This window comes from Loigolactobacillus zhaoyuanensis (assembly GCF_003946385.1).
In the GTDB taxonomy this organism is placed as follows: Bacteria; Bacillota; Bacilli; order Lactobacillales; family Lactobacillaceae; genus Loigolactobacillus; species Loigolactobacillus zhaoyuanensis.
On sequence record NZ_RHOE01000036.1, the window covers coordinates 1 to 24,474 of the forward strand.

The 24,474-nt window shown below is 39.9% G+C and carries 24 protein-coding genes and 2 pseudogenes; 17 read left to right on the top strand and 9 right to left on the bottom strand.

What is annotated here, in order from left to right; all coding sequences use genetic code 11:
- Nucleotides 1-385: recombinase family protein (locus EKM76_RS08230; protein ID WP_125550210.1), on the top strand; the 385-nt coding region annotated here is incomplete at its 5' end.
- 304 nt (nt 386-689) lie between these two features.
- On the opposite strand, the gene nrdF is transcribed toward EKM76_RS08230, so the two are convergent.
- From nrdF to nrdI, 4 genes are all read right to left on the bottom strand, one after another.
- On the bottom strand, nt 690-1,640 hold the full coding sequence (nrdF, locus tag EKM76_RS08235; RefSeq protein WP_020923860.1) for a class 1b ribonucleoside-diphosphate reductase subunit beta: 951 nt from the start codon (nt 1,638-1,640) through the stop codon (nt 690-692).
- A gap of 14 nt (nt 1,641-1,654) precedes the next feature.
- Nucleotides 1,655-2,581 carry a ribonucleotide-diphosphate reductase subunit beta gene (locus EKM76_RS08240; RefSeq protein WP_010623241.1) on the bottom strand — a complete coding sequence of 309 codons (927 nt, stop codon included), beginning with the start codon at nt 2,579-2,581 and terminating at the stop codon, nt 1,655-1,657.
- A gap of 106 nt (nt 2,582-2,687) precedes the next feature.
- Nucleotides 2,688-4,835 (bottom strand): class 1b ribonucleoside-diphosphate reductase subunit alpha, encoded by a 2,148-nt coding sequence (gene nrdE, locus EKM76_RS08245; protein ID WP_047021681.1) that lies wholly within the window; start codon nt 4,833-4,835, stop codon nt 2,688-2,690.
- 27 nt (nt 4,836-4,862) lie between these two features.
- Nucleotides 4,863-5,321: a class Ib ribonucleoside-diphosphate reductase assembly flavoprotein NrdI gene (gene nrdI, locus EKM76_RS08250; RefSeq protein WP_072533468.1), complete on the bottom strand. Its 459-nt coding sequence runs from the start codon at nt 5,319-5,321 to the stop codon at nt 4,863-4,865.
- 249 nt (nt 5,322-5,570) lie between these two features.
- Between nrdI and EKM76_RS08255 the strand changes: the two genes are divergently transcribed.
- Both EKM76_RS08255 and EKM76_RS08260 read left to right on the top strand, forming a co-directional pair.
- Nucleotides 5,571-6,746, top strand: coding sequence for an IS256 family transposase (locus tag EKM76_RS08255; protein WP_125550212.1), 1,176 nt, complete (start codon nt 5,571-5,573; stop codon nt 6,744-6,746).
- 111 nt (nt 6,747-6,857) lie between these two features.
- Nucleotides 6,858-7,307, top strand: coding sequence for a DUF305 domain-containing protein (locus tag EKM76_RS08260; protein ID WP_010579557.1), 450 nt, complete (start codon nt 6,858-6,860; stop codon nt 7,305-7,307).
- Nucleotides 7,308-7,364: 57 nt separating this feature from the next.
- Here the strand turns inward: EKM76_RS08260 and EKM76_RS08265 are convergent, their stop codons facing one another.
- On the bottom strand, nt 7,365-7,925 hold the full coding sequence (locus EKM76_RS08265; protein WP_025016531.1) for a hypothetical protein: 561 nt from the start codon (nt 7,923-7,925) through the stop codon (nt 7,365-7,367).
- A gap of 389 nt (nt 7,926-8,314) precedes the next feature.
- Between EKM76_RS08265 and EKM76_RS08270 the strand changes: the two genes are divergently transcribed.
- The 6 genes from EKM76_RS08270 (at nt 8,315) to EKM76_RS08295 (ending at nt 12,576) form a co-directional block, all read left to right on the top strand.
- Nucleotides 8,315-9,106: a ParA family protein gene (locus EKM76_RS08270; RefSeq protein ID WP_016527412.1), complete on the top strand. Its 792-nt coding sequence runs from the start codon at nt 8,315-8,317 to the stop codon at nt 9,104-9,106.
- Between the two features lie 71 nt (nt 9,107-9,177).
- Complete coding sequence (locus EKM76_RS08275; RefSeq protein ID WP_010011603.1) at nt 9,178-9,417, top strand: hypothetical protein; 240 nt, start codon at nt 9,178-9,180, stop codon at nt 9,415-9,417.
- Nucleotides 9,418-9,441: 24 nt separating this feature from the next.
- Nucleotides 9,442-9,819: a hypothetical protein gene (locus EKM76_RS08280; protein WP_125550213.1), complete on the top strand. Its 378-nt coding sequence runs from the start codon at nt 9,442-9,444 to the stop codon at nt 9,817-9,819.
- A 502-nt stretch (nt 9,820-10,321) separates the two neighbouring features.
- A complete protein-coding gene (locus EKM76_RS08285) occupies nt 10,322-11,431 on the top strand; it encodes a replication initiator protein A (protein ID WP_035454423.1) in 1,110 nt (369 codons plus the stop codon).
- A gap of 150 nt (nt 11,432-11,581) precedes the next feature.
- A complete protein-coding gene (locus EKM76_RS08290; protein WP_056973931.1) occupies nt 11,582-11,779 on the top strand; it encodes a hypothetical protein in 198 nt (65 codons plus the stop codon).
- A gap of 50 nt (nt 11,780-11,829) precedes the next feature.
- On the top strand, nt 11,830-12,576 hold the full coding sequence (locus EKM76_RS08295) for a Fic family protein (protein ID WP_125550214.1): 747 nt from the start codon (nt 11,830-11,832) through the stop codon (nt 12,574-12,576).
- 122 nt (nt 12,577-12,698) lie between these two features.
- On the opposite strand, the gene EKM76_RS08300 is transcribed toward EKM76_RS08295, so the two are convergent.
- Both EKM76_RS08300 and EKM76_RS08305 read right to left on the bottom strand, forming a co-directional pair.
- On the bottom strand, nt 12,699-12,977 hold the full coding sequence (locus tag EKM76_RS08300) for a hypothetical protein (protein WP_125550215.1): 279 nt from the start codon (nt 12,975-12,977) through the stop codon (nt 12,699-12,701).
- Between the two features lie 22 nt (nt 12,978-12,999).
- On the bottom strand, nt 13,000-13,227 hold the full coding sequence (locus tag EKM76_RS08305; RefSeq protein ID WP_080291157.1) for a hypothetical protein: 228 nt from the start codon (nt 13,225-13,227) through the stop codon (nt 13,000-13,002).
- Nucleotides 13,228-13,479: 252 nt separating this feature from the next.
- Here EKM76_RS08305 and mobQ point away from each other — a divergent pair, with 252 nt between their 5' ends.
- The 5 genes and pseudogenes from mobQ to EKM76_RS08335 all read left to right on the top strand — a co-directional run bounded on the left by mobQ (nt 13,480) and on the right by EKM76_RS08335 (nt 20,218).
- On the top strand, nt 13,480-15,543 hold the full coding sequence (gene mobQ / locus EKM76_RS08310; protein ID WP_125550216.1) for a MobQ family relaxase: 2,064 nt from the start codon (nt 13,480-13,482) through the stop codon (nt 15,541-15,543).
- Nucleotides 15,518-17,174: pseudogene (locus EKM76_RS08320) on the top strand (DNA topoisomerase). The gene mobQ and the pseudogene EKM76_RS08320 overlap by 26 nt, the downstream one beginning before the upstream one ends.
- A gap of 121 nt (nt 17,175-17,295) precedes the next feature.
- The gene (locus tag EKM76_RS08325; protein WP_003679901.1) at nt 17,296-17,511 is read left to right on the top strand and encodes a hypothetical protein; all 216 of its coding nucleotides are present in this window, start codon (nt 17,296-17,298) and stop codon (nt 17,509-17,511) included.
- A 3-nt stretch (nt 17,512-17,514) separates the two neighbouring features.
- Nucleotides 17,515-18,639, top strand: coding sequence for a M78 family metallopeptidase domain-containing protein (locus EKM76_RS08330; protein ID WP_125550219.1), 1,125 nt, complete (start codon nt 17,515-17,517; stop codon nt 18,637-18,639).
- Between the two features lie 307 nt (nt 18,640-18,946).
- Complete coding sequence (locus EKM76_RS08335) at nt 18,947-20,218, top strand: ISL3 family transposase (protein ID WP_057864578.1); 1,272 nt, start codon at nt 18,947-18,949, stop codon at nt 20,216-20,218.
- 386 nt (nt 20,219-20,604) lie between these two features.
- Here EKM76_RS08335 and EKM76_RS08340 read toward each other — a convergent pair whose 3' ends face one another.
- Nucleotides 20,605-21,663, bottom strand: coding sequence for a DUF916 and DUF3324 domain-containing protein (locus tag EKM76_RS08340; RefSeq protein WP_125550220.1), 1,059 nt, complete (start codon nt 21,661-21,663; stop codon nt 20,605-20,607).
- A gap of 66 nt (nt 21,664-21,729) precedes the next feature.
- Nucleotides 21,730-22,329: a WxL domain-containing protein gene (locus tag EKM76_RS08345; protein ID WP_125550221.1), complete on the bottom strand. Its 600-nt coding sequence runs from the start codon at nt 22,327-22,329 to the stop codon at nt 21,730-21,732.
- Between the two features lie 409 nt (nt 22,330-22,738).
- On the opposite strand from EKM76_RS08345, the pseudogene EKM76_RS08350 reads away from it, so the two are divergent.
- The 3 genes and pseudogenes from EKM76_RS08350 to EKM76_RS08365 form a co-directional block, all read left to right on the top strand.
- Nucleotides 22,739-23,729: pseudogene (locus EKM76_RS08350) on the top strand (IS30 family transposase).
- Nucleotides 23,730-23,826: 97 nt separating this feature from the next.
- Entirely contained in the window at nt 23,827-24,198 is a 372-nt protein-coding gene (locus EKM76_RS08355; protein ID WP_225417902.1) for a VanZ family protein, read from the top strand.
- Nucleotides 24,199-24,399: 201 nt separating this feature from the next.
- On the top strand, nt 24,400-24,474 hold a 75-nt coding region (locus EKM76_RS08365; protein WP_164507627.1), incomplete at its 3' end, for a recombinase family protein.

Genomic DNA, 24,474 nt, shown 5'->3' on the forward strand with positions numbered 1-24,474 from the left:
CAACCATGATTTGACTAAGATCATGAACTCCATTCAAAATAAGGGTGCCACCCTAGATGTGTTAAATTTGCCGTCCATGACAGGGATTGCTGACCCCAATTTACGTCAACTGATGACCAACTTGATTATTGAACTCTATAAGTATCAGGCCGAAAGTGAACGTAAGCGAATCATTGAGCGCCAGCAACAAGGGATTGCCTTAGCTAAGCAGCAGGGTAAATATCATGGGCGCAAACCCCAATATGCCAAAGATGATCCCCGTTTGCAACATGCTTTTAAGCTTTATCGAGCTGGTATGAGTGACATTGATGTGTCCCGAAATACAGGTATTAAACGGACGACCTTTATTCGATACCGTGTGAAATACGGTATTAAAAGAAAATAGGGCCCCCCTTTTGGTTAGCACATGTTAACTGAAAGGGTCCCTATTTTCTTTACTTAATAAGTCTAATTAAATTAGTGGCCTTGGTCGAAGAAGGCATCAACTATTTTAATCAACTAGATCGTTCACCAGCAAGAAACGACCTCACCCCAGCGGAATACTGGAATGAGGCCGTTTAAGCAAAGCAAAACTTATATTATTTCAAATGACAACTTGACAGGGACTAGTACAACTCAGGGGGCTTTACTTTAATATTTCCTGTAGATATTAGCCTTTTTTTAATTTTAATTATGCCTAGAAGCCTATGTTAGAAGTCATAGTCGCCGCTACTCATAGCTTCAGCATTACCCATTAGATAGCCAGCACCAACTTGTGAAAAGAAATCATGATTGGCCGTTTCGGTTGAAATTCCGTTCATTACGATTGGGTTGATATCTTTAATCTCAGCATTAGGGAAGCGGGATTCAAAGCCCATATTTTGGAGCGCCTTGTTGGCGTTGTAGTGAACGAATTGTTTAACGTCTTCCGCTAACCCAATCGGCGCGTAAACTTCTTCGGTGAACGCAAACTCGTTCTCAAGGAGATCGTCGAGCAACTCATCCATCCACTTTTTGAATGTTTTTTGTTCAGTCGCCGATAGCTCGTTATATCCCAATTGAAATTTGTAGCCGAGGTAGGTACCATGAACAGATTCATCGCGGATCACCAGTTTGATAACTTCAGAAAGATTTGCCAGCTTATTGTTACCACGGTACCAAAGTGGGGTAAAAAAGTTGGTGTAGTACAAAATTCCTTCAAGAAAGACGCTTGCAACTTTCTTTTCAAGGTTGTTTCCCGTTTGATAAATATCATTGATCCGTTTGGCTTTGTATTGCATTCTGGGATTATTGTTCATCCATTTGAATACTTCGTCAACAGTGGCTTGATCGTTCAAAGATGTCAAAATAGTGCCGTAGCTTTTGGCATGAATTGACTCCATCATCAAAAAGTCATTGAGGACTGCTGCTTCTTTTCGTGTCCGAACGTCGGGCCGCATCACGTCGACTCCTTCTTCAGATTGGAGTGTATCCAGCAAGGCTAATCCACCCACAACCCGATTGATAACCGATTTTTCGGTGCCAGAGAGTGTCCGCCAGTCCCGTAAATCATTAGAAACAGGTACTCGCGTATCCAGCCAGTATTGTGCCGTTGCTTTATCCCATACATATTCGTCAAGTTCGTCTTCGATGATGTCCCAATTAATTGTTTTATAGCTCATTAGTTGAATACTCCTTAAAAGTCGTAGTCGTCATCGGTCATTTTTTCAGTGTCCGATTCATTGTTTGCAGCCGTTACCTGTTGCAAAAATTGATTTTGGTCAATCATCAGTTCTTTGAGTTGCGCCACTAGTGAAGACGGTTGAACTTCGTAGACAGCGTTAAAGCCAAGTGACATTAATGCATGATTGGCACCATAGGAGGCCAGATTGATGGCTTCGGTGGCATCGTCAAGGTTAGCTTCTAAGAAGTCTTTTTCAGTTTGCATGAGTTGATCAAACTGTGTATTAATCCAATACTGCAGTTCGGTTTGATCACTTACAGTGAGTTCTTCAAATCTGAGGCGAAATTTGTAACCAATATAAGCACTAAAAAGGGCGCTACCGCGGAGAATATTAGCCAACATTTGGTAAGTATTGACGAGAGCCTGTGTTTGAAGTATTGTCCAGTATTTACCAAACGAGAGCCCAGTTTCAGTCAGAATAAAAAGGGCTTTTTTCTGTAAGGCCATATCGCTAGTGCTCATTTGGGCTAGTTGGTCAATTTCAGCTTGCAGATTGGCATTATCATCTGCCCAAGTAAAACTTTCACCGCCGTTACCCGGAATCAGAGCCCGGAAAATGGTCGTACAGCTTTTGGCATGGACTGATTTCATAAAGGTAATGGTGTTTAATACGGATTCTTCTTGTTGAGTTCGCCGATCGTGGCGAATAGCAGGGGTGCCAACTTCTGATTGGTAGACGGCTAACATTGATGTACCTGCCAACATACGAGTAATGGCCTGTTGTTGAGTATCTGATAGCTGTTGCCAAGCCGTTTGATCATTCGTGATGGGAATCCGAATGTCCAACCAAAAGTTAGTGGTGAGTCGTTCCCACATGTATTTATCGAAATTATCTTTAATATCATCCCAGTTAATTGCTTTGTAGTATAAATAGTCCATCGTTATTTGTTCGTCTCCTTAATTAGGATTCATGGGTATATGGGTCTTGTGACCCAATAACGTATGCCGGTGTGTTAAACGGACGGTAAGACCCCAAGTGAATTTCCTAGATCATGCATGATTCACATTCATTTGCCGTTTTAATTTCATCGTCTTCTGTAAACGTTCGAATGTAATAAAGTGACTTAATGCCCTTTGTCCAGGCGTAATTCCGTAACCGGTTAAGGTCTCGGGTTGTCATCTTTAAATTGTTATTGTCCTTCCACTCGTAAAGGTCAGGTTTCAAAACTGAACGCATAAATAGTGTCAGACTCATGCCTTGATCAATGTGCTTTTGAGCTACGGCATAGGTGTCAATAATTTTTCGTTGATCAATATCATATGCGGGTGTGTAGTAAGGCAAAGTTTCGTTAGACAGGTAAGGTGCTGGATAGAAGATTGAGCCTACCTTATTTTCCTGACGTTGTTCTACTAATTGTGTGATTGGATGAAGTGATGCACTTGTTTCATTGACGTACGAAATTGACCCGTTCGGTGCCACAGCGAGTCTATTACGATGATAAAGGCCGCCAGTAATCACATCTTGCTTGAGTGCCTTCCAATCTGTAACAGATGGTAATTTAATATTTTTGAAGATTTTTGCAACTTTGGTACTCTTGAATTCAAAGTCTGCGTTCAAGTATTGATCGAAGTAACTGCCATCAGCGTACTTTGATTGGTCAAATTTAGCGAAGGTTTCGTGGCGTTCACGGGCAATTCGATTGCTCGTAACGAGTGAATAGTAGTTTAAAGCTAGGAAGTAGGCATCAGTAAATTCAAGGGCCTCTGGTGAGCCATACTCAATTTGGTGGCGTGCAAGGGCAGTATGCAGACCCATAGCCCCTAATCCAATCGTGTGGTAAAGTTCGTTACCATGTTTAACAGTCGGTACTTCCTTAACGTCGGTTGTGTCAGTTACGAGGGTGAGCGCACGAACAGCAACCTCAACTGAGTGACCGAAGTCCGGCGAGTCAATCATATTCATGATATTAGTTGATCCGAGATTACATGAAATATCGGTGCCAATTGTCTTGTACGATAGGTCATCATCAAGTTTTGACGGTTCTTGAGGCTGTAAGATCTCACTACAAAGGTTACTCATAATAATTTTGCCATCGACAGGGTTAGTTTGGTTGGCCGTATCAATGTTCAAGATGTAAGGATAACCAGATTCTTGTTGGAGTTGAGAAATCTTTTGTTCTAGTTTCCGCGCGTTAAAAACTGACTTCTTAATATTGGGGTTAGCGACCATGTTGTTATATTCTTTGGTGATATCGATGTAAGCAAATGGCGTACGATATTCACGTTCGACATCATAGGGGCTAAAAAGATACATTGGTTCGTTAGTCTTGAGTAATTCATAATATTTATCAGGAACAATCAAACCGAGGGACAAGGTCTTCACCCGAATTTTTTCGTCCGCATTTTCCTTTTTGGTATCCAGAAAATGTAAGATGTCAGGATGGAAGACGTTGAGATAAACCACTCCGGCGCCGTTCCGTTGCCCAAGTTGGTTACTGTAGCTAAATGAGTCTTCAAGTAACTTCATCACTGGTACAACGCCAGACGAGGCGTTGGAAATCTGCTTAATAGGATCACCTGAGGCGCGCAAGTTTGACAGGTTAACGCCGACGCCCCCACCGATTCGAGATAGTTGAAGGGCAGAATTAACGCCGCGTCCAATTGAGAGCATGGAGTCGGCCACATCGATTAAAAAACATGATACCATTTCACCGCGCCGTTTTTTACCCGCGTTGAGAAACGTGGGGGTGGCAGGCTGATAACGTTGTGAAATCAATTCATCGGCAACGTCATTGGCAAGTTGTTCATCACCATTAGCGAGATAGAGGGCATTGAAGACGACGCGATCGACAAAGTCTTCCAAAAATTGCTGGCCATCATTAGTTTTCATGGCATATTGTGTGTAGAACTTGTAGGCACCGAGAAAGCTGCGAAAACGAAAGTGATGGTCTCTCATTTGGTCGAACAAGGACTGCACAAACTTGTGAGAGTATTGTTCCAGGATACTTGGATCGATATAATCTTCGTCAACCAAGTAATTTAACTTGGCATTTAACGAATCAAATTGCTTGGTCTTCGGTTTAACTGTCTCTTCGAAATAAGCCTTTAGGGCTTCTTGATCATAATGTAGCGGAATTTCTCCGTTGCTTGGGATATTTACGAGGTTATTTAAGTAAAAATAGGTATTTTCCATTTCTGGGGTGCTAGTTACCATTAGGGATTACTCCTTCGTTGTTTGAAAACAAAATTGATTGCGATAGGTTAAGATGGCATCGGCAATGCGAGGAATGTCGTGTGCGGTGCCACGTAGCTCAAAATCGGTAATGTAAGGAAAATCGAAGCGTTTAGCATATTGTTTAGCCGTGAGTGCAAACTGCTTATTAAAATTACGATTACCGCTACCGATAATACCGTAGCAATGCTGGTAATTGCCTTCGTACGCGAGGTAATCTCCCAAAATAGTGGTTAATATTTCAGTATAACCGTCATTAACCCCATTACCACCTTTAAGAAAGGCTGGTAGGAAGGTAACAAACGGCTGGTCAAGAGTGGTGAATTCAGGGTGTTCTTTAACATTAATTGAACTAACCCGAACATGACGTTCTTTCTCAAAGTATGTTGTCAGTCTGCTAATAAAATATTTCGTGTTGCCACTCAAACTGATGTAGAGAATATTTATGGTTTCCGTAACTAATCATCGTCCTTTTTCTATATATAGTGGTTAGGCGATCATTATAGCACTATATATGGTGTCTATGCAAATTGGTGGACGATCTGATTGATCTACAAATTGTGTTGAATATAAAGATTCAAGAGCGTAAAATATCTTGTGTAAATGCATAAAAGATTTCTGAATTGTATAGAAATAGGGAATGCCTTCCCTTATGATATTTAGTAACCACAGAAAACATCACAGGAGGCATTCCCCATCAATGAACTTACCACAGAAATTATCGCTGCACTAGCCCAAAAGCAAGATTTGGACGAAGTTTTTCGTCACCACCTCGAAATTGCGATTAACCAGCTGCTTCAAACCGAATTGGCAGAGTTTTTGGGTTACGAACGCTACTCATACGCTGGGATTAACACTGGTAATAACCGCAACGGCAGTTATGAGCGCTCGTTTGATACGAAGTACGGCCAACTTAACTTAACCATTCCTCGAGATCGCAATGGCCGGTTTGAAAATCATACCTTGCCAGCCTACGGTCGGCACAGTGATAATTTAGAAACAACGGTCATTCAGTTGTATACCAAGGGAATTACCACTGCTGAAATTGCCGAACTCATTGAGAAAATGTACGGTGCTCACTACTCCAAAGCCACGGTTTCCAATATGACTAAAGCCGTCAATGAACAGGTTCAAGCTTTCCAGCAACGTCGACTGGCTTCACAATATGCGGCCATCTTCTTAGATGCCACTTACTTGCCGTTAAAGCGGGATACCGTTCAAAAAGAAGCCGTTCATATTGCGATTGGCATTCGTCCAGATGGTACGAAAGAAGTGCTGAACTACCAAGTGGCGCCAACGGAATCGACTGGAATCTGGACTGAACTGCTGGGAACCTTGATCAAGCAGGGCGTTAAAGATGTGCTGTTGTTTGTGGCCGATGGGTTAGTTGGTTTGGATGAAGGCTTGAATCGGCATTTCCCTAAAGCCAAACGACAACGTTGCCTGGTTCATGTTGGGCGGAATCTGATGAACAAAGTTCGCGTAAAAGACCGCAAGGCCGTGATCAGTGACTTTAAACAAGTTCATCGGGCCGCCAACCGTGAAGCAGCCAAACTGAAACTGAATGAGTTCGCCAACAACTGGCATCAGACCTATCCCAAATTAATCAAAGATCTGCTTAAAATGCCGAATTTACTCACTTTCATGGACTTTCCACCAGCTATCCGGCAATCACTATACTCCACTAACCTGATTGAGAACTTTAATAAGCATCTCAAGCGCACCACCCACCACAAAGAACAATTTCCAACGGAAGATTCACTGGATCGCTTCCTGGTTTCTCAGTTTAATGTTTATAACGAGAAGTCTCTGAAGCGGATCCACCGAGGGTTCAAAGGACTCCAGGACACCTTGGAAGCATCATTTATTTAAGTTAGATACATATTATATGTACGAAGGCATTTCATTTACACAAGATTCTTGACGCTACCCTATTTTTTTTGTTACAGTCAAAATAAAGCCAGCGAAAGCGAGGAGGACGTCATGAAACAATACACGAAATTTTTACTGATGATTCTTGTCTCTACAGTTATTATGTATGGGTTAATGTACCTTAATGTGTTCCAATTAGATCATATTTTTCTAAGCCAAACGCGACTGTATATGGCGCTAATTATGGGCGCCACCATGGCCATTGTAATGCTGTTATTCATGTGGTCAATGTACCAGAATAAACGTTTGAACCGCCTGATCCTACTTGGTAGTGCGGTGATATTTGCTGGCTCGCTTTATCTAGTTCGTAGCCAAGCGACCGTGCACGATGCAGCTTGGATGCAAGAAATGATCCCCCATCACTCGACCGCGATTCTAACCAGTGAACGCGCGCAACTCAGCGATCCGGAAGTCAAAGCCCTCGCACAGAAGATCGCTAAAACGCAACGTGAAGAGATCACGGAGATGAAACGATTATTGAAAAAAGTTGCCGATCAATAGCTGATAAAAAATAAGGAAGTTGACCAATCGGGCCAATTTCCTTATTTTTTAGGCTTATTAATCAACCGCAACGATCTGACCAGTCGCGATCGGTAACGTAACGTGTGCATCATAGTGGCCGACCATTCCGGCAACACTTTCTGGCAAGTGCACGTTAGCAGTCACGCCGTGAATATAGATCACGCGTTTTTCAAGGTGTAATTCCGACTCACCAAATGCTTTTTTAAAGTTAGCTTGTAGCTCACTTAATGGGACTTTCTTCTCATAAGTAAAATCACCGTGCTCATCCGCAGTTGGATAGCGGTCATGGGGAATATCCATATGTTCTGGGGCATCGTCAAAAGGTACCATCGTCGTCCCCGAAACGGCTTCAGTCTCCATGAGATCAACAAAACCATCTGCATTCGCATCCTGTGCAGCCGTTGCGATCAACGCCTGCTTACCATCCGGAAAGCCATGAAAATGTTCCCAATGCTGCATATTGGCCGGCGTGTTGTGCATTGTGATCTTAATCGTTAATTCATCATCTGCAATTGCGAACGTCGCTTCGCCATAAGCAGCCGTTCCAATCTTATCCGCATTCAATGGTACAATTTGTGCTGCATAGTGTGTGGTCATCAGCAAAACCTCCTTGTATTACCTGAACAACGATCAATAGCTACGCCGCTAGTATAACACAGTTCAGCGCTTGCAAGTACCTGATTAGGCCAAGCAAGCAGTTATAGCATATTTTTAATTATGCTATGTGTAAAGTACCTACGGCGTAAAAATAGCGCAATTCAGCACGTCCTTAAAAGAACGAGTTTCCTTGCGCTTACATAAAAGCGGACAACTTTTATTCGATATCGTAAAAAACTTAATATCAAGAGATAGGGCACTTAGCTAGTGTATACTAATAATTCATGAATATAATGTATATGCATCATTCGCAAACATACGTGTTATGTGTTATTATGCATGTAGCGATATTTATTAAGCTTACTTAGCATGTATGAGGAGGGACACTAATGGAAATTATTACATTTTCAGCTATAAAGGGCGGCGTTGGTAAAACTACCCTAGCTTTTAATTATGGTGAATGGTTAGCAAAAAATGGCAAGCATGTTTTATTTATTGACTTAGACCACCAAAGTAATTTAACCCAGACTTACAACATTTACGATAATCAAGACACCGTTGGCAACATTTTCTTAGATCGAGGGAAAGTCAAAATACATGAAATAAGTGCTTATATTAGTCTAATTGCCGGAGACATGCACCTTGACGATATTGAGCGTACCATTGAAAATAAGACTAACAAAAACATGTTCCTCTATATGTGGTTGTCAGATAATTATGAACGTTTAAATTTAGGAAAATTCGAGTATATTATTTTGGATTGTCACCCAGATTTTTCTACTGCTACCAAGAATGCAGTAATCATTAGTAATGCTATCCTTAGTCCAATCACACCTAGCGAACATGGGTATAATGCAAAATTTAACCTAGAAGAAAGAATTAACGAATTACGCAAAGAAGCCATTGATTACTCTACTAGAAAATCTTATGTCACGACCAAATTATTTTTTATCGCCAACATGATTAAACACAACACAAGATCATCTCGCGAGTTATTAAAAGCCTTAAAAGGCGATCCCAGTGTATTGGCTACAGTTCCAGAAAAGGAGCTATTCAATCGTTCAACGTTGGATAAAAAATCTCTTTCAAAAATGGCTGAAGACCACAAAACATATATTGATCAACATGAATTTTTTGATAGTATGGACAAAACATTTAATGAAATCACGGAAAAACTATAAATATTTCGTACACGTATTAATCACATGTATACTCAATGTGTGTGCATGTGAATTATAAAGGAGGACTACCTATGGCATTCGATCCAGAGAACAAAAACATAAAAAAGGCACTACAAAAAAATGAAACAGAACAGCCAACTGATACTAAAGATAAACTTGTTATTCCTGTTTTTAAAGATGAAGAGGAACGTACTAAGAACTATACCTTTTCACTTCAACCTAGCGCACGCAAAAGACTTGACGGTCTAGCCAAAGAACATAATTTTAAGTCTGCCTCCAAATTTTTAAATGAGCTTATAAAAAATATGTGATGTCACTTTAAGGGAGGAGTTGTTATGGGAATTTCGATAAATGTTACATTTTTGCTTGCCAGCCTTATTGTCTTTTGGATAATCCCAGCCATTGGAATTGCAAAAAAGCACCTGGTAGATGACCGCTTTTTTATTCGACAGTGGTTATTTCCAATGCAGTATTGGTTACAGCTGTTATTTGAAAGAATCAGTGGTAACCGTCGTATTGTCGTAAGAATTTTTCAAATAATGTCCCTGTTTATCACGTATTTTTGCGGGTTGCTTATGCTCATGATTTTCAGTGTTTTTGATGGAAATTTGCTTAAACACCCCGAAGCATTTTTACTTTTCGAATATTTACTGGTATCTTCTATCGCTTACTGGTTTCAACCAAAAGCTGGCAAAGTATACAAGACCAAATAAAGTTGCCGCTTGGTAAGCGCTATGCTAGACTAAAATTAATTTAACAACCGAATAAAGAGATCAAGCTAAACAGAAAAATCCCCGATTCACGAGGAATCAGGGATTTTGGGTTTAGCAAGTAGCTATAAGGCAGCTACTTAGATTCAGTCGATTTTCACCGCCAAGTTAAAATCGACTGAACATTGTTCTTAATTTGTAGGTTAATTATACCGCAAACCAGTCCCCAAGGACAAGTTAAGGATAGTTAAAAACAAATTAAAGTCAATGGACTAAGTAGCTAACCAGAGCTATTTAGTCCATTTTTTGTTGTTAGAACTTAAAAAAGTTGCCGCCTGGGCAACTCACAAACAGACACATGCTGGTAAATTACAAAGCATTCATTTAGCCGTGAGGCTTTGTAATTCAGTTAGAGCATATCAGATTTGTATTGTAATGCAAGTCGAATGTTTTAGCAACTCTCTTTTGAGACAGCGTGTGTCAGTCAAGAAAGGGAGTTTTTATTATGACAAAATCAACAAATTTTAATTACTATGAAGCAGATAACGTATATGGAGCCTTATTTTTCCAGTTCCCTAAGGTATTAATGTATGGCGAGCAATACAAGCATTTAAGCAATGATGCTAAATTAGCCTATATGGTACTAAAAGACCGATTAGAGTATTCTTTGCGCAATAACTGGGTTGATAGTGAAGGACACGTCTACTTTATCTTTACCAATCAAGAACTAATGGACTTGTTCAATTGTTCAAAGGGAAAAGTCATCAAAATAAAAGCAGAGCTGGAATCAATCGGATTACTCGTTCAGAAACAAATGGGCTTTAACCCGAAAACTAAGAAAAATGAACCGAATCGCTTATATCTGTCCAAGCTCGATGTGAAAGCAACCGATGTCTATTTACGCGGCGAATTTGGTCAAAAAAGCTCTCAAACCCTTGCTACGAGCGGAAGTTCAAAAAATGAACTTCCGCGGGAGACCGTTGAAACCCTTGCTACGAGCGGAAGTTCAAAAAATGAACTTCCGCATAAGTTCGTTGACAACAGCTCTCAAACCCTTGCTACGAGCGGAAGTTCAAAAAATGGACTTAATCTATATAGAGAACCTAAAGAAAGAGACAAAAACAGATATAATATAGATACTCAAAAGTTGAACTTTTCCACAGCCAATTTCTCACCAGCAGAAATTCAAAAGCAAAACCAGGATTTGGTGAACCATGCTAATGATTTCTTAACTGATGAAGACAGTGGCTTACCGGTTTTCTTAGAACCAGAAGCTGTGCAACTACTTAGTTTTTGGTGCCGTACCCCGCAACAAATGCGGCGCTTCATTGGCATTATCTTAAATGCTAAGTACCGAGTTGAAAAGGATCATCAAGATATTGGCGTCATAATCCCGCTTTACGACGAAGAACTAAAACCTTTGATGACTAAAGCCTTAAGACGCTACTTTAACGTTCTTAGAAGCAATGAGAAACATATCAAGAACGTTGAAAACTACTTGTATGGCACCATGCAAAACCTATTTGGCGTTTGGTGGAATCAACAAGCGGCTAGAGAATATGCGGCCAAACACCCCGAAGAACAGAACACTGACAATGAGCGCTCTTGGAATTAAACGTCATATGAGCTCATTTAAGCCGTTTTAAGCGTTGCAGTGCATAATTGTATTAAAACTGCTTTAAAATCACTTAGAAACAAAAATAGGGGCCTTAAGTGGTTGAACAGGCGATGACTGAACTAAGCGAATGTGAAAGGAGCTTTTTAAATGACCAAACCAAGCAAAGAAGTCGAAAAAATAGAGCAATTGCTGGCTGACCCCTGGGCAGTCGATATTCAAGGCATTTGGGAGCAAGCAGCCCATAATCCAGATCCTGATAAATGCAAACTGTTTGACGCGTTACACACTTACCTCTTAGAGAAACGCCAAGAGCAAATTATCAACGAAAAGCATTTCGTGATTTAACATGGACAGGTCAAATAATCAGTGACTGAAATAGAAAGGAGGCACAAAATATGGCTAAGACACGAACATATATGGACAAGTATAAATTCACAGCTGCAGAAAACCAACGGTTTGCCCGAGCAAATTTTACCAAGTTAGTGCATACTAATGCTCGCTTTGAAGGCGTTAATACCACTTTGCCACAAACACAAACTATTATGGACGGTATGAGCGTAGCAGGAGTACCTGTTGAAGATGTTTTGACGATTGTTAATTTAAAGCGTGGGTGGCAATATATCACTGCTCAAAATTCCCCTTTAACGTTAACCATGGAAAAACAAATCAACAAGATTGTGGCAGCGGAAGACGCCTTAGTACCAGGAGAATTACGGCAAGGGAAAGGAGGAGTTAATTTAGGTAGTGAAGACTTTTTTGAACCGCCTTTAATTAACGAAAAACAAGAACAATCCTTTTTACAAGAAATCTTGGCTGATCCACGAACGACGATTACTGATAAAGCATTGACTGTCATGTATCATAATATGCGCCAACAAATCTTTTGGGACGGAAACAAAAGGACGGCAACTTTAAGTGCCAATAAAATTATGATTGACGGTGGCGCTGGTTTAATCAATGTCCCATTAGATAAGTGGGATCAATGGAACGAACTAATTGCCAATTATTATCAGACTAATGACATGACTAAAATTAAACAGTGGACATATGATAATGGTATTCAAGGATTACAAATTCGAGCAAACAAAAAATTAAGTGCTAATGAATTGAACCAGATGTACAAGCAACTAAAAAACGGATAAATTAGAACTTAAATTAGTTGAAGACAAGATTCGTAAAATAACCCAAAATCATCTCAAAGACTTTGCTAAAAACAATCTAGAAATTAAGCCAAAAAACAATCCTGAAAATAAAAACGATCGGCCTAGTTATTAGGTTGATCGTTTTTTAATTTATCCGGTTTATGGGCGTTAACATAGTCAGCAAATGTTTTTAAAAGTTCTTCGGTTTGTTCGACCGAGAGGTTATTAGCTTGAAAGTACTTTTCTAATAAAGCCCCTTTTTGAATTAATCGGCGAGAACGGGCTTTGCGGGCTTGCCGATTTTCATAGTATTTAGATTGTCGTAATTTAAAATCTTCCCGATCAATTTTTTGTTTTAAACGCGCTTGCTGCTCGACTAGTTTTTCATATTGATTAGGCATGGAATTTCCCCATCTCGTATGGCTAATGATCTACGGAATTTACCTTTAAAAATTCAGAAAATTGCTTGGCTAAAAGCTTAATCTGATCGTTAGACAAATTAGCATAATCTAAATTGGCTTGACTGATGATTTGTTTACCTAGCCGTTGTTCAATCTTATTTTTTTCGTCCTTAATTTTTTGATTAAGGGCTTTTAATTTAGCTTCTTGTTTTTCTAAGTTACTTTGAGACATAACGATCCCTCCAATCATATTAGAAATAATCACCGAAACTATATCACATAGGAAACGTTAAGTCAAAGTATAAAATTTGAAATAGCGAAGCGGAAGGCATACACTAAATTAAAGTTAAGAGAATCAGAAGACTGAGTGAAACGAGTTCAATGCGCACTTACACACAACAACTAAAGTTGGTTGTGTTATTGTGCTAAACACTTGTATTAGAAGTCGCCGTTGGCGACAACAAAATCAAACCCATAAATCCAAAGAAAGGTGGTGACCGACATGGCAATTTTTCACATGAGCTTTAGTAATATTAGTGCTGGAAAAGGAAGAAGTGCAATTGCTGGAGCAAGTTATCGAAGTGGCGAAAAATTATTCGATCAAAAAGAAGGCCGAAGTTATTTTTATGCTCGGTCGGTTATGCCAGAAAGCTTTATTTTAACACCAAAGAATGCGCCAGAATGGGCGAGTGATAGAGAGAAATTATGGAACGAAGTTGAAAGAAAAGACCGTCGAGCAAACTCACGGTACGCTAAAGAGTTTAACGTGGCTCTACCCGTTGAATTAAGTGAAGATGAACAGAAAGAATTATTGACAAAATATGTACAAGAAAATTTTGTTGATGAAGGTATGGTTGCCGATGTGGCAATTCATAGAGATCACCCAGATAATCCGCACGCTCATGTGATGTTAACTAACCGTCCATTTAACCCAGACGGAACGTGGGGATTGAAAAGTAAACGAGAAAACATATTAGACGAAAATGGGAACAAGACTTATACAGGAAATAGTCGTTTCCCAAGATCAAGAAAGGTGTGGTTAGTTGATTGGGATAAAAAAGAAAAAATCAATCAATGGCGGCACAATTGGGCGGCAAGTGTAAATCAGGCTTTGGAGCAAAAAAATATTCCCGATCGGATCAGCGAAAAATCATTTGTGGAACAGGGAATAGCTGACACACCAATGCAACATGAGGGAATCAATAGCAAACGGCATGAAAGAAAAGCATTTAACCAACAAGTTAAGAACTATCGCAAGGCCAAAGCCAGTTATAAAAACAACCAAGAAAAAGTAATCAATAGAGGTCATTTAGATAGCCTAAGTAAACACTTATCGTTTAATGAAAAACGGGTAGTTAAAGAGTTAAGCCATGAACTGAAAACTTATATCAGTTTGGAGAACTTAGATGATAAACGGCGCATGCTATTTAATTGGAAAAACAGTACCTTAATTAAGCACGCTGTTGGTGAAGATGTCACTAAGCAATTATTGACGATTAACCAACAAGAAAGTTCACTAAAAAAAGCCGATGAACTCTTAAATAAAGTGGTTGATCGCACGACTAAAAAACTTTATCCAGAGCTTAATTTTGAACAGACCACGCAAGCTGAAAGACGAGAATTAATTAAGGAAACCGATAGCGAACAAACAGTTTTCAAGGGTAGTGAATTAAACGAACGTTTAATGAACATTCGTGATGATTTGTTGGCCCAACAATTATTGACCTTTACCAAACGGCCATACGTTGGCTGGAAGTTATTAATGCAACAAGAAAAGGAAGTCAAAATCGAACTGAAATATACGCTGATGATTCATGACGATAACTTAGAAAGTCTAGAACACGTCGATCAAGGGTTACTAGAGAAATATTCACCAACCGAACAGCAAAAGATTACTCGAGCAGTCAAAGATCTACGGGCAATCATGGCCGTTAAGCAAGTCATTAAAACGCAATACCATGAAGTATTGAAAAGGGCCTTTCCCAAAGGCGATTTAGATGGATTGCCATTGATTAAACAGGAACAAGCCTATACAGCCGTGATGTACTATGATCCTGTTTTAAAGCCATGTCAGGCTGAAACAATTGAACAGTGGCAAGCAAACCCACCACAGGTTTTCAGTCCCCAAGAACATCAACAAGGACTAGCTTATTTATCGGGACAGCTTAGCTTAGATCAGTTAGAAAATCATCACTTACAACGGGTTTTAAAGCATGATGGCACTAAACAACTCTTTTTTGGCGAATGCAAAGCCGATCCGACGATTAAGAACAGTCAGATCGAGAAAATCCAAAAGCAGTTAAAAGGGCAACAAGCCAAGGACGACCAGTACAGAAAAGCAAATATCGGACATTATCAATCACTGAACTACAAGCCAGTTAGTCCAGACTATTACTTAAAGACGGCCTTTAGTGACGCGATCATGACTGTTCTATATGCTCGTGATGAAGATTACCAACGGCAAAAACAAGAACGCGGCTTAAAAGAGACCGAGTGGGAAATGACGAAAAAGCAGCGGCAACATCAAACCCGGAACCGGCATGAAGATTGGGGCATGCACTTGTAATCACAAAATTAGCGACTGGTTAATTGGTATGAATGGTAGCCCATAATGTATTTTATATTGAGAAAAATTTGGTACGTAGAGCGTGCTCGATTAGTTACGTATAGCTGCCAGCCTTGTGTATGGTCTATCAAAGAGACCAGGTAAACAAAACCTTTAAGCCGGAACCCTATTTTGAACTAAATGCGGAAATTGTAGCTAATCAGCAAAAATTCGTCGCAAAATTAGACCCCTATCAGCGATTTAAAGACGAAACAGGGCTAATAACATTCATGCAAGCTAAACACGTTCAGAAAGGATCACAGGCTGGTTTAATCAAGGGCATTCAAAACCAGGCTAAAAAGCGTGCTAGTCCCCAACTATTCTCACTATCCAGTCTCTAAAGTGCCATGAATAAACGTTATCACGCCAGTGCCAGCCAGACTTTGGCGGCCATTCAGAGTTTATACGAAGCCAAGTTCCTTAGCTATCCCCGAACCGATTGTGCTTATATCACTGATGAAGAATTTGAGTATTTAATGGCTAATCTGACGAAGTATCTGGGTTTAGTCTCTAAGCAAGTCGCTTTAACCAATACCGCCCCGAATAAGCGCTATGTTAATGGAAAGAAGGTTGAAGAACACTACGTCATTATCATGACTAAAATCGTCCCGACTAAAGATCAATTAGCTGCCTTACCTAAATTACAGCAACAAGTCTATGACTTGGTTTTAAGAACGACGTTAGCGATGTTTGCTGATCCTTACGAATATGAAGAAACCACCATTGTTACCCAAGTCGGCGATGCTAATTTTAAAGCAACCGGTAAGGTCCCAACTAAGCAAGGTTGGCAAGCATTATTTGATGAAAACAAAGCCGACCAGCAAGAAGCAGCCACCCTACCGATTGTTCACCAAGGCGACCAAGTTCCAGCGAATCTGCAAACGCCGCAAAAAGAAACGACACCACCGGTACCCTTTACCGAAGGAACCCTGATTACGGCCATGAAGACTGCCGGCAAAACGCTTGATGATGAAGCAGCCCAGGCAATTCTCAAAGATGTGCAAGGCATTGGGACAAGTGCGACCCGGGCCAATGTGCTAGAAGTGTTAAAGCAACGCGGCTATCTCGTCACTGAAAAAAATAAGCTGCACGTCAGTGAAGCTGGGATCACACTATGTAAAGCGGTCGAACTCGAACCCTTGCTAACTAGCCCAGAAATGACGGCTAAATGGGAGCAAGCGTTACAGCAAATCAGTACCGAAGAACGCACTCCGGATAATTTTTTGAGCCAAATCAAGAAGTTTGTGGCGAAGTTAATCGCTGATGTTCCCACACAATTAACCGGCAATGCAGCCATTAAGCAACAAATCAATCACCAACAGCAAGCACAAAAGTCCGCCGAGGTCTTCTTAGAAACACCGCAAGCGACCGTTTTAAATAAACAGAAGTTTTATATTGTAAAGCCTAAGCAAGGCGAAGACTTTACCCTGCCCAAGAAATGGAGTAGCAAGACGCTCGGGAAGACCGCAATTAAAGCGTTAGTTACCAAGGGTGAAACCAGCAAATTAAAGGGTTTCAAGAGCAAAAAGGGAAAGTCGTTTGACGCCAAGTTAAAGCTTGACGGCCATAAATTAAGTTTTGATTTTGATTAGACCCTGCCTACCGCCCTGCACTACGTTCCGGTTAGTGAACCCGTCATTTAGGTTCACTTTTACAACCCTAAAAGTAAACCCAAACAACGGGTGAGATTAGCAAAGCAAAGGAGATCATAAAATGAACAACGAATTAGCAGTTTTAGCCAGTGAATTACCCGTTTTGCAAGCTAAAGGAACCTACAAGTATTTAAAAGAAATCACTGGTAACGGCGCTTATTATCAAGTAGCCTGGCAAAAATTGTCTGACGGTTACGTTGCCCTTTATGGCACGACCCCGATTCAAATAAGATCATTGCCAACATTGAATGATATTTTTGAAGATGAGGAGGGGTAACTTATGCCAAATAAAGCAGATGTTAAGGCTTGGAAAGCACAATTAGTCGCCCAGGCTGAACAGCAAATCCTAAAATTAACTGATAGTGACCAATTTAAAAAGTATCTTAATACCCTAGCTAAATTTCATCATTATAGTGCCAGAAACATTGATTTGATTTATGCGCAAAATCCGCAAGCCACTCAAGTCGCGGGCTTTAAGCACTGGCAGACGGCTTTTAACCGCACCGTCAAACGAGGCGCAAAAGCGATTCGGATTGCGGCTCCGATCATTAAGAAGCTAACACCAGCCGAGCAGAAGCGTCTTGATACCACCGATGAGCGCGCCATTATCGGTTATCGCTATCTACCCGTCTTTGATGTGGCACAAACTAGCGGTGAACCAGTGTTAAGTGCTAAAGACTTTGTCAAAGAAAATTTGGCCGATCATCAGAATGTGACAAGCTTATATAACGCGTTCAAAGATTATTTAAACCAGCAAACCGACCTTAAAGTCAGTGAAGTGCCTTTAGCGACGCTAAATGGGGCTAAGGGGTATTTTCAACCCAGCACTAATGAAATCGTCATTGGTGGCGATGAGCCCGACAATGCTTTAAAATTGAAGACGTTATATCATGAATATGCGCATAGTCAGTTACATGGGTTAAAATCAGCCTTTAAAGATCGCCCGCGAGCCTATCAAGAAACGCAAGCCGAAGCGGTTGCGTATGTTGCCATGCAAAATATTGGCGTTGATACCAGTAACTATTCACTCGGTTATGTGGCTACCTGGGCTAAAGATACAGCTGTGATCCATAATGCTTTAAGTGAAATCCAGCAAGTTAGCAACAAAGTGATTGAGCTTAGCGATGGCTTAACCAAACAATTAGGCTTGCAAGAAGCACAAGAAGGAACTGAGCACGATTTAAAAATGCTAGCAGCCCAGTCACTGAATAAGTCCTATCAAAGCTTGCAACAACAAATTCAACAAGCAACTAGTCCACAACAGAAAGCACAATTTAAAAAACAGTTAAACGATGTGCACCAAGAAATCAGTGAGCGAACACAGAAGCAACTGAAATCCTTTGCTGAACAGCATCCAGAAATCAAACAACCAGATTCTGAACCTGATCAAAGCCTAAAACGTTAGCCAGTTTTTAAGGGACATGCTATAATGTAATAGAAAAAGGAAGTCTTGCGCTAACAAGACTTCCCGCGCAAGCCGCTTCAAAGGCGGTGGCATTAGTTAAGAAATGATAGTTGAGTCACCCTGTAACCTAGCCAAAGTTACGCAGGGCGGCTTTTTTATTTGGGTTCTACAATATCTGTTGTTGGTAATAGATTTTTATCTATTAATGATGACAGATTTTTTGTTTATCATTAGAATAAAAAAGCGGACATCTCCCGTCCGTTAACTTGCTCCCACCACAGAATTAAGTCAAGAAAGGAAATGCCCTATGTCAAATGATACTACGAAAATGTTGTTAGGAATAGATGATGAACACTTAATAATTGAGAATGGCAAAATAGGTGATGATGGGGTGATCCGATTAAATGGATCGCTGAACTATTCCCCCAAGGCCTGCCACAACTGTGGGGTTATTAATGACCATCAGATCATTGGCTATGGTTGGCGGAAGACCACCATTAGATTCGCTAAAACCTTGGGCAGCACCGTTATCCTCTGCCTCAATCGGCGAAACTTTCACTGTAAGGCTTGTCATACCAATTTCCTGGCGCAGACGAATGCGGTGCCGAAGCACTGCACGATTTCAAATACGACCCGCAAACAATGCTTAGAAAAACTGACCGAACCGGTTTCACTCAAACACATTGCCGATGAGTTATCCACTTCGGATTCATTCGTTGGTCGGCAGCTCTTGCGCGCTGAACGGGACTTTGAAACCAACTGGCACTATTTACCCAAAGTTCTCCTCATGGACGAAGTTAAAAGCACTAAGAGTGCCACCGACGCGATGAGCTTTGAATTTATGGACGCGGAAACCCACGAATTGATTGATCTGTTACCCTTTAGAACCATCTATCAGCTTCAAAAGTATTTCCGGCATTATGACCAAGCCGCGCGCGAAAATGTGAAAATAATCGTGACTGATATGAATTATACCTATCCCAAATTGGTTGGGCAGATCTTCCCGAATGCCATCGTTGTCATCGATCCCTTCCACTTGGTTAACGCTTTAAACCGAGCTTTTAACAAGACGCGGGTGCGCCTCATGAAAACCCTGGCGACTTCCTCACGCGAGTATCACGCCCTAAAACGCTATTGGAAATTATTATTAACGCCGGAAAATCACCTCAACTACGAAGCTTTCCGTAAGTGGACAAACTTCCCTTATCCAGCGACTGCCACTGATGTAGTTGATGCTTTATTGGACATTGATCCCGAGCTCAAGCAAACTTACGACGTGATGAATCGGTTACGTGAAACCATCAAAAACCGTGATTGGTCCAACTATAATCAAGTGTTCCATCACTTAGAGGGCTGCTCGGAAGAGATGTTGGCAACCCTCCAGACCCTAGCGACTCATCATGATGAAATTGGTAATACTTTCACTCACCATTACACCAACGGGCCCCTAGAAGGTTCAAACAACAAGATTAAAGTCATTAAACGTACTGGATTTGGTTACCGAAACTTTTTCAGATTCCGGCTAAGAGTGCTGTTCGCTTTTCGGGTTCATACAAAAAGAGCCCTAATCACCAAGTGATTAGAACTCCAATATTTTGTTCACCAACAACAGTTGACGAAGAACCAAAAAAACGGCTTCCATTAAGTATTCAAGATAGATCCTTTACTTGAATCTCTTAATAGAGGCCGTTTTTATTTTACAAAATTACGTATTAAACATACTTGCCACAAAAAAACTAAATGGAAAATTATTTAGTCTGGAGTACAAATTGGAAATGTGTTCAGCTATGTGATTATTGTTGGCGGCTTTGCCACTTACAATAAGGCTGATCTTGGAGATCCATCGCGTTCCAATACATTTCTAATTCTTGCGGAAGACGAGAATTTAAGCACATTCACATTTTAACCAAATTTGAGTAAGAACCCCAAAAGTGAGTTATTGGATTCTTTTATTCGTATCTCGTTTTACTTTTTATGTTTTTTGTAATACCAAACACCTAACCCTGCAACCACTATAATTGCAGCAATTGTTTCAATGATAGCCATATTGGATTTAGTATGACTGTTCTTAACTGGCGTCTTCTTATTGATTTCACGACTTTGCTTGTCAGTAACCGTAAATTTCCGTTGAAGCTTCCAAATATTTTGCCCATTGTTAGCCTTAACATCCAAATACATCATATAAGTACCTGACTTTAATCTCTTATCCTTGTTAGCACCGATAACTGTATTAACATTAATAGGATAAGTAAAGTAACTGTTTGGGGCAATTGACATATTTGATTTCTCTGATTGTAAAATAACATTCTTACTATCATTTTCTGAAGTTATCTTTGCTTTGATATCAACTTTTTCTTCCAATCTTGGCACATCATTATCTAATAGTGCATTGACTGAAATTTGTCCATTTTGAGTATCTTCATATGCTTTGATCAGTTTTAAATTTGGCTCAACTGTGTCAGTATTTTGTCTCAATTGTAGGCCTAGAACATAATTATACTTATTTTTTAACGTTACACCCTTAGCATTACTCTTGCTAACTTGATTATCTTGTTCGATAAAGATACCACCTAACAATACGCCATCAAAATTTCCTTTCGGAGCATTAATGTTCACAACTACTTCTGTAGAAGATTTTGCATCAACAGTAACACTCTTAGGATATGTAACTAATTTTTCAATATCATATTTCAAAGATGAATCAGCTTTAACATTATGTTCGTTATAGACTATTACCCCATTGGTATCAGTCGATGCCCGGTTCACCATTACAGTATAAGTATGCGTTTTAGTATCGTTATTATTAATCTTAAATTTAGCTTGCAACTTCTCATTTGGCGTCACTTTCAAATCAAAATAACCGACTTTTTTATCGATCTGATTATTTGAAAGTTCTGGCACAATATTATAAGTCACTGCTGGTTGAGCTTCTGAGGTGGCGGCCGAAACATCTTGGGTTCCTAAACAACCAAAAGTTATAACACTAATTAAAAACAACATGAAAATCCAAATACGCTTCTTCAAAATATCATCTCCCGAAGAAAAAAGAGAGCATGCAACAATTAAGTTACAAGCCCTAAATTTTTATATTTAAGCAGGTGCATTACCTAACGTCCATGTTAAGGTTGAACTGTAGGTTCCGCCAATATTACCAGCTGGAACCTTAAGTGAGGCATCAGTAGAACCATATGTTCCAGTATAGGCACCTACACCCTCACCAGCTGCAGCACTAACAACAGTTACTGGTGAACTTGATAGTGAAAGCTTTGCGGCAAGTGCTGGAGGTGTTGATACATTATCAGCATCAACTGCTTTAATAGGATCTGTTTCTTTATTATCTAATAATAGGTTTGTATTCTTTAAGGCTGCGCCGCCTGTTGCCGTGAATGGTGATGCTGCAACAGTTACAGTGTATCCAGTACCAGTACCAGCATCAGCGATATCCAAGCTTCCTGATGTGGAAGTTGACGTATATGAAATATCGTTTGCTGAAGCTGCTACTGTACCAAATTGAAAACTAGGGGCCGAACTTAAAGTGATCTTTCCAGGCGTAATATCGGCCGTGGCTGTGCTGCTTGTGCTTGGAACTGGTGATGCAGGTGTTGTTGCTGCTTGAGCGACTGTACCTAACGAACCAATTCCTAAAACAGCTGCCCCTACTAACATGCTATTTCTTACGAGTTTTTTCATAATATTTCCCTCCTCATAAACGACTGTTGGTCGCTATGAAATAGAGTCCTAATGTGATGGATCAATCGGACTCTGCTTGATTGGAGAAATACCCATCACATAGATATCTCTTTCAATCTCTGCGTAAATTATATATCTTTTTGGATAAATAAACAAGATATTTTACGCTCTCAAAAGATTTGTTAAAGTTCCGTTATTACTACTTTTTTGTGATAGTTTTGATAAAAATGCTTATAATTGAAATTTAGTTTTCAAAAATATGTATTTAAGGAAGAATTTATAAATTATTGCAATATTTTTAATTCTTGAATTTACACTTTAAGTGCAACACTAATTAAATAAAGAATGGCCCATGGCCAAATTTCTGTAAAATGATGTTTGCGAAAACAATCATGAAAGGAATTTAGCCATGGATCACTACAAGCATATTACCATAGATGAACGGGAAACTATCTTTTTAATGAGGAATCATGGAAACTCACTTCGTGAGATTGCCAGCCATATCAAGAAAAGTTACTCAACCATTTCTCGAGAATTAAGCCGTAATTCTACTGGTAAATCCTATTCACCTTCGAAGGCTCAGGAGAAGTACAAACAGCGCAAAGGCAACTGTGGCAGAGTCTCTCTTTTGAGTAATCCTCAGGTGTTTGAAGTGGTGAGAGAACACTTCTGCGAAGACCTTTGGTCTCCGGAGGAAATATCGAATCGCTTGGCAGTCGAAAAGTATCCGGTGCAGATCAGTACCACGACTATTTACCGTGGGATTTTCAATGGCTTATTTGATAATTTGTTTAAATCTGGCAGCTCTAGTGCCGTGCGCCATCTAAGGCATCACGGCAAGTCTCGCCACAATAAAGCTTATCAGGAAAAACGAGGCAAGATTCCAATCCCCAACAAAATTCATGATCGTCCGCGAGAAGCTGACAACCGTGTAGAAATTGGTCACTGGGAAGGTGATACCGTGTTAGGCAAAAGCGGAAAGGCTTGTGTCGTTACATTGGTTGATCGAAAATCTCGTTACCTGCTTATTGGTAAAGCTGCTAAAAGAACTTCAGAAGCAGTCACGGATACTTTGAGCGACTTAATGAAGCTATGGCCTGGTAGATCGTTAACGATTACCCCGGATAGGGGGTAAAGAGTTTGCCAAAGTTCAATGTTTAACTGATAAGTTTGGTACGCCCTTCTACTTTCCCGATCCTCACTCTCCTTGGCAACGAGGAACTAACGAAAATACTAACGGCTTGCTTCGCGAATATTTGCCAAAAGGAACTGACCTTGATTCAATTACTGACCGCCGGATACAAGCATATGCAGAACAAATGAATAATCGTCCCCGTAAATGTCTCGGATGGAAAACGCCTTATGAAATATTCTTTAATGTAGTGTTGCACTTAATTTGACAATTCAAGTTCAATTAATAATGAAAGTAGATGATGAATTATTAACCATATTTCAAAATTATTTGCCTGGGTATTATTAGGAATTTCAGCCTTATCAATTTGTTTTTTATGTTTTAGCCCAACCTTACCTATTAAATTGCCATCGTCAAATCAAGCTATTAGCTTTATGATGATTGGTAAGGCACCAGTTGCTTACATTCCCTTTCAAGAATTAGATCAATTAGGATTCTGGCTAAACATCATTATGACTTGTCCCTTAGGAATATTTACCTATATTTTATTCTCTCCCAAATTCAAAATTTCTCATGTGATTACAACTGGAATCCTTATTGGATTCACTATCGAATTTATTCAATTTATAACAGACAATTTGGCAATAACACATCGTTGGGTAGATATAAATGACGTGCTTGCTAATACTTTAGGATTTGTAGTTGGTTATTATCTATCAAAGTTAATTGATAAATAACCCGTAGGTAAATTTATTTGGGTCTAGAATTTTTGGTGTTGGAAAGTATTTCCATTCCAAAAGTGCTAGGCCCTAATTTAAAAAGCCATTGATAATGGATCAAAAACGGCCACTAGGGTATACCCTATTGGTCTTTTTTATTTCTGTGCTATACTAGGAATTACAAGTGTTCATTAGAACTGTCCAAAAGGAGAATTGGAAATGGCTAAAATCGGTTATGCGCGTGTGAGTTCCAAGGAGCAACATTTAGATCGACAGTTAGCGGCTTTAAAAGAC

Excerpts from the sequence above, each read along its gene's own strand:
- nrdF (WP_020923860.1), bottom strand. The coding sequence starts at position 1,640 with ATGAGCTATAAAACAATTAATTGGGACATCATCGAAGACGAACTTGAC.
- EKM76_RS08240 (WP_010623241.1), bottom strand. The coding sequence starts at position 2,581 with ATGGACTATTTATACTACAAAGCAATTAACTGGGATGATATTAAAGAT.
- nrdE (WP_047021681.1), bottom strand. The coding sequence starts at position 4,835 with ATGGAAAATACCTATTTTTACTTAAATAACCTCGTAAATATCCCAAGC.
- EKM76_RS08260 (WP_010579557.1), top strand. The coding sequence starts at position 6,858 with ATGAAACAATACACGAAATTTTTACTGATGATTCTTGTCTCTACAGTT.
- EKM76_RS08265 (WP_025016531.1), bottom strand. The coding sequence starts at position 7,925 with ATGACCACACACTATGCAGCACAAATTGTACCATTGAATGCGGATAAG.
- EKM76_RS08270 (WP_016527412.1), top strand. The coding sequence starts at position 8,315 with ATGGAAATTATTACATTTTCAGCTATAAAGGGCGGCGTTGGTAAAACT.
- EKM76_RS08275 (WP_010011603.1), top strand. The coding sequence starts at position 9,178 with ATGGCATTCGATCCAGAGAACAAAAACATAAAAAAGGCACTACAAAAA.
- EKM76_RS08280 (WP_125550213.1), top strand. The coding sequence starts at position 9,442 with ATGGGAATTTCGATAAATGTTACATTTTTGCTTGCCAGCCTTATTGTC.
- EKM76_RS08285 (WP_035454423.1), top strand. The coding sequence starts at position 10,322 with ATGACAAAATCAACAAATTTTAATTACTATGAAGCAGATAACGTATAT.
- EKM76_RS08290 (WP_056973931.1), top strand. The coding sequence starts at position 11,582 with ATGACCAAACCAAGCAAAGAAGTCGAAAAAATAGAGCAATTGCTGGCT.
- EKM76_RS08295 (WP_125550214.1), top strand. The coding sequence starts at position 11,830 with ATGGCTAAGACACGAACATATATGGACAAGTATAAATTCACAGCTGCA.
- EKM76_RS08300 (WP_125550215.1), bottom strand. The coding sequence starts at position 12,977 with ATGCCTAATCAATATGAAAAACTAGTCGAGCAGCAAGCGCGTTTAAAA.
- EKM76_RS08305 (WP_080291157.1), bottom strand. The coding sequence starts at position 13,227 with ATGATTGGAGGGATCGTTATGTCTCAAAGTAACTTAGAAAAACAAGAA.
- mobQ (WP_125550216.1), top strand. The coding sequence starts at position 13,480 with ATGGCAATTTTTCACATGAGCTTTAGTAATATTAGTGCTGGAAAAGGA.
- EKM76_RS08325 (WP_003679901.1), top strand. The coding sequence starts at position 17,296 with ATGAACAACGAATTAGCAGTTTTAGCCAGTGAATTACCCGTTTTGCAA.
- EKM76_RS08330 (WP_125550219.1), top strand. The coding sequence starts at position 17,515 with ATGCCAAATAAAGCAGATGTTAAGGCTTGGAAAGCACAATTAGTCGCC.
- EKM76_RS08335 (WP_057864578.1), top strand. The coding sequence starts at position 18,947 with ATGTCAAATGATACTACGAAAATGTTGTTAGGAATAGATGATGAACAC.
- EKM76_RS08345 (WP_125550221.1), bottom strand. The coding sequence starts at position 22,329 with ATGAAAAAACTCGTAAGAAATAGCATGTTAGTAGGGGCAGCTGTTTTA.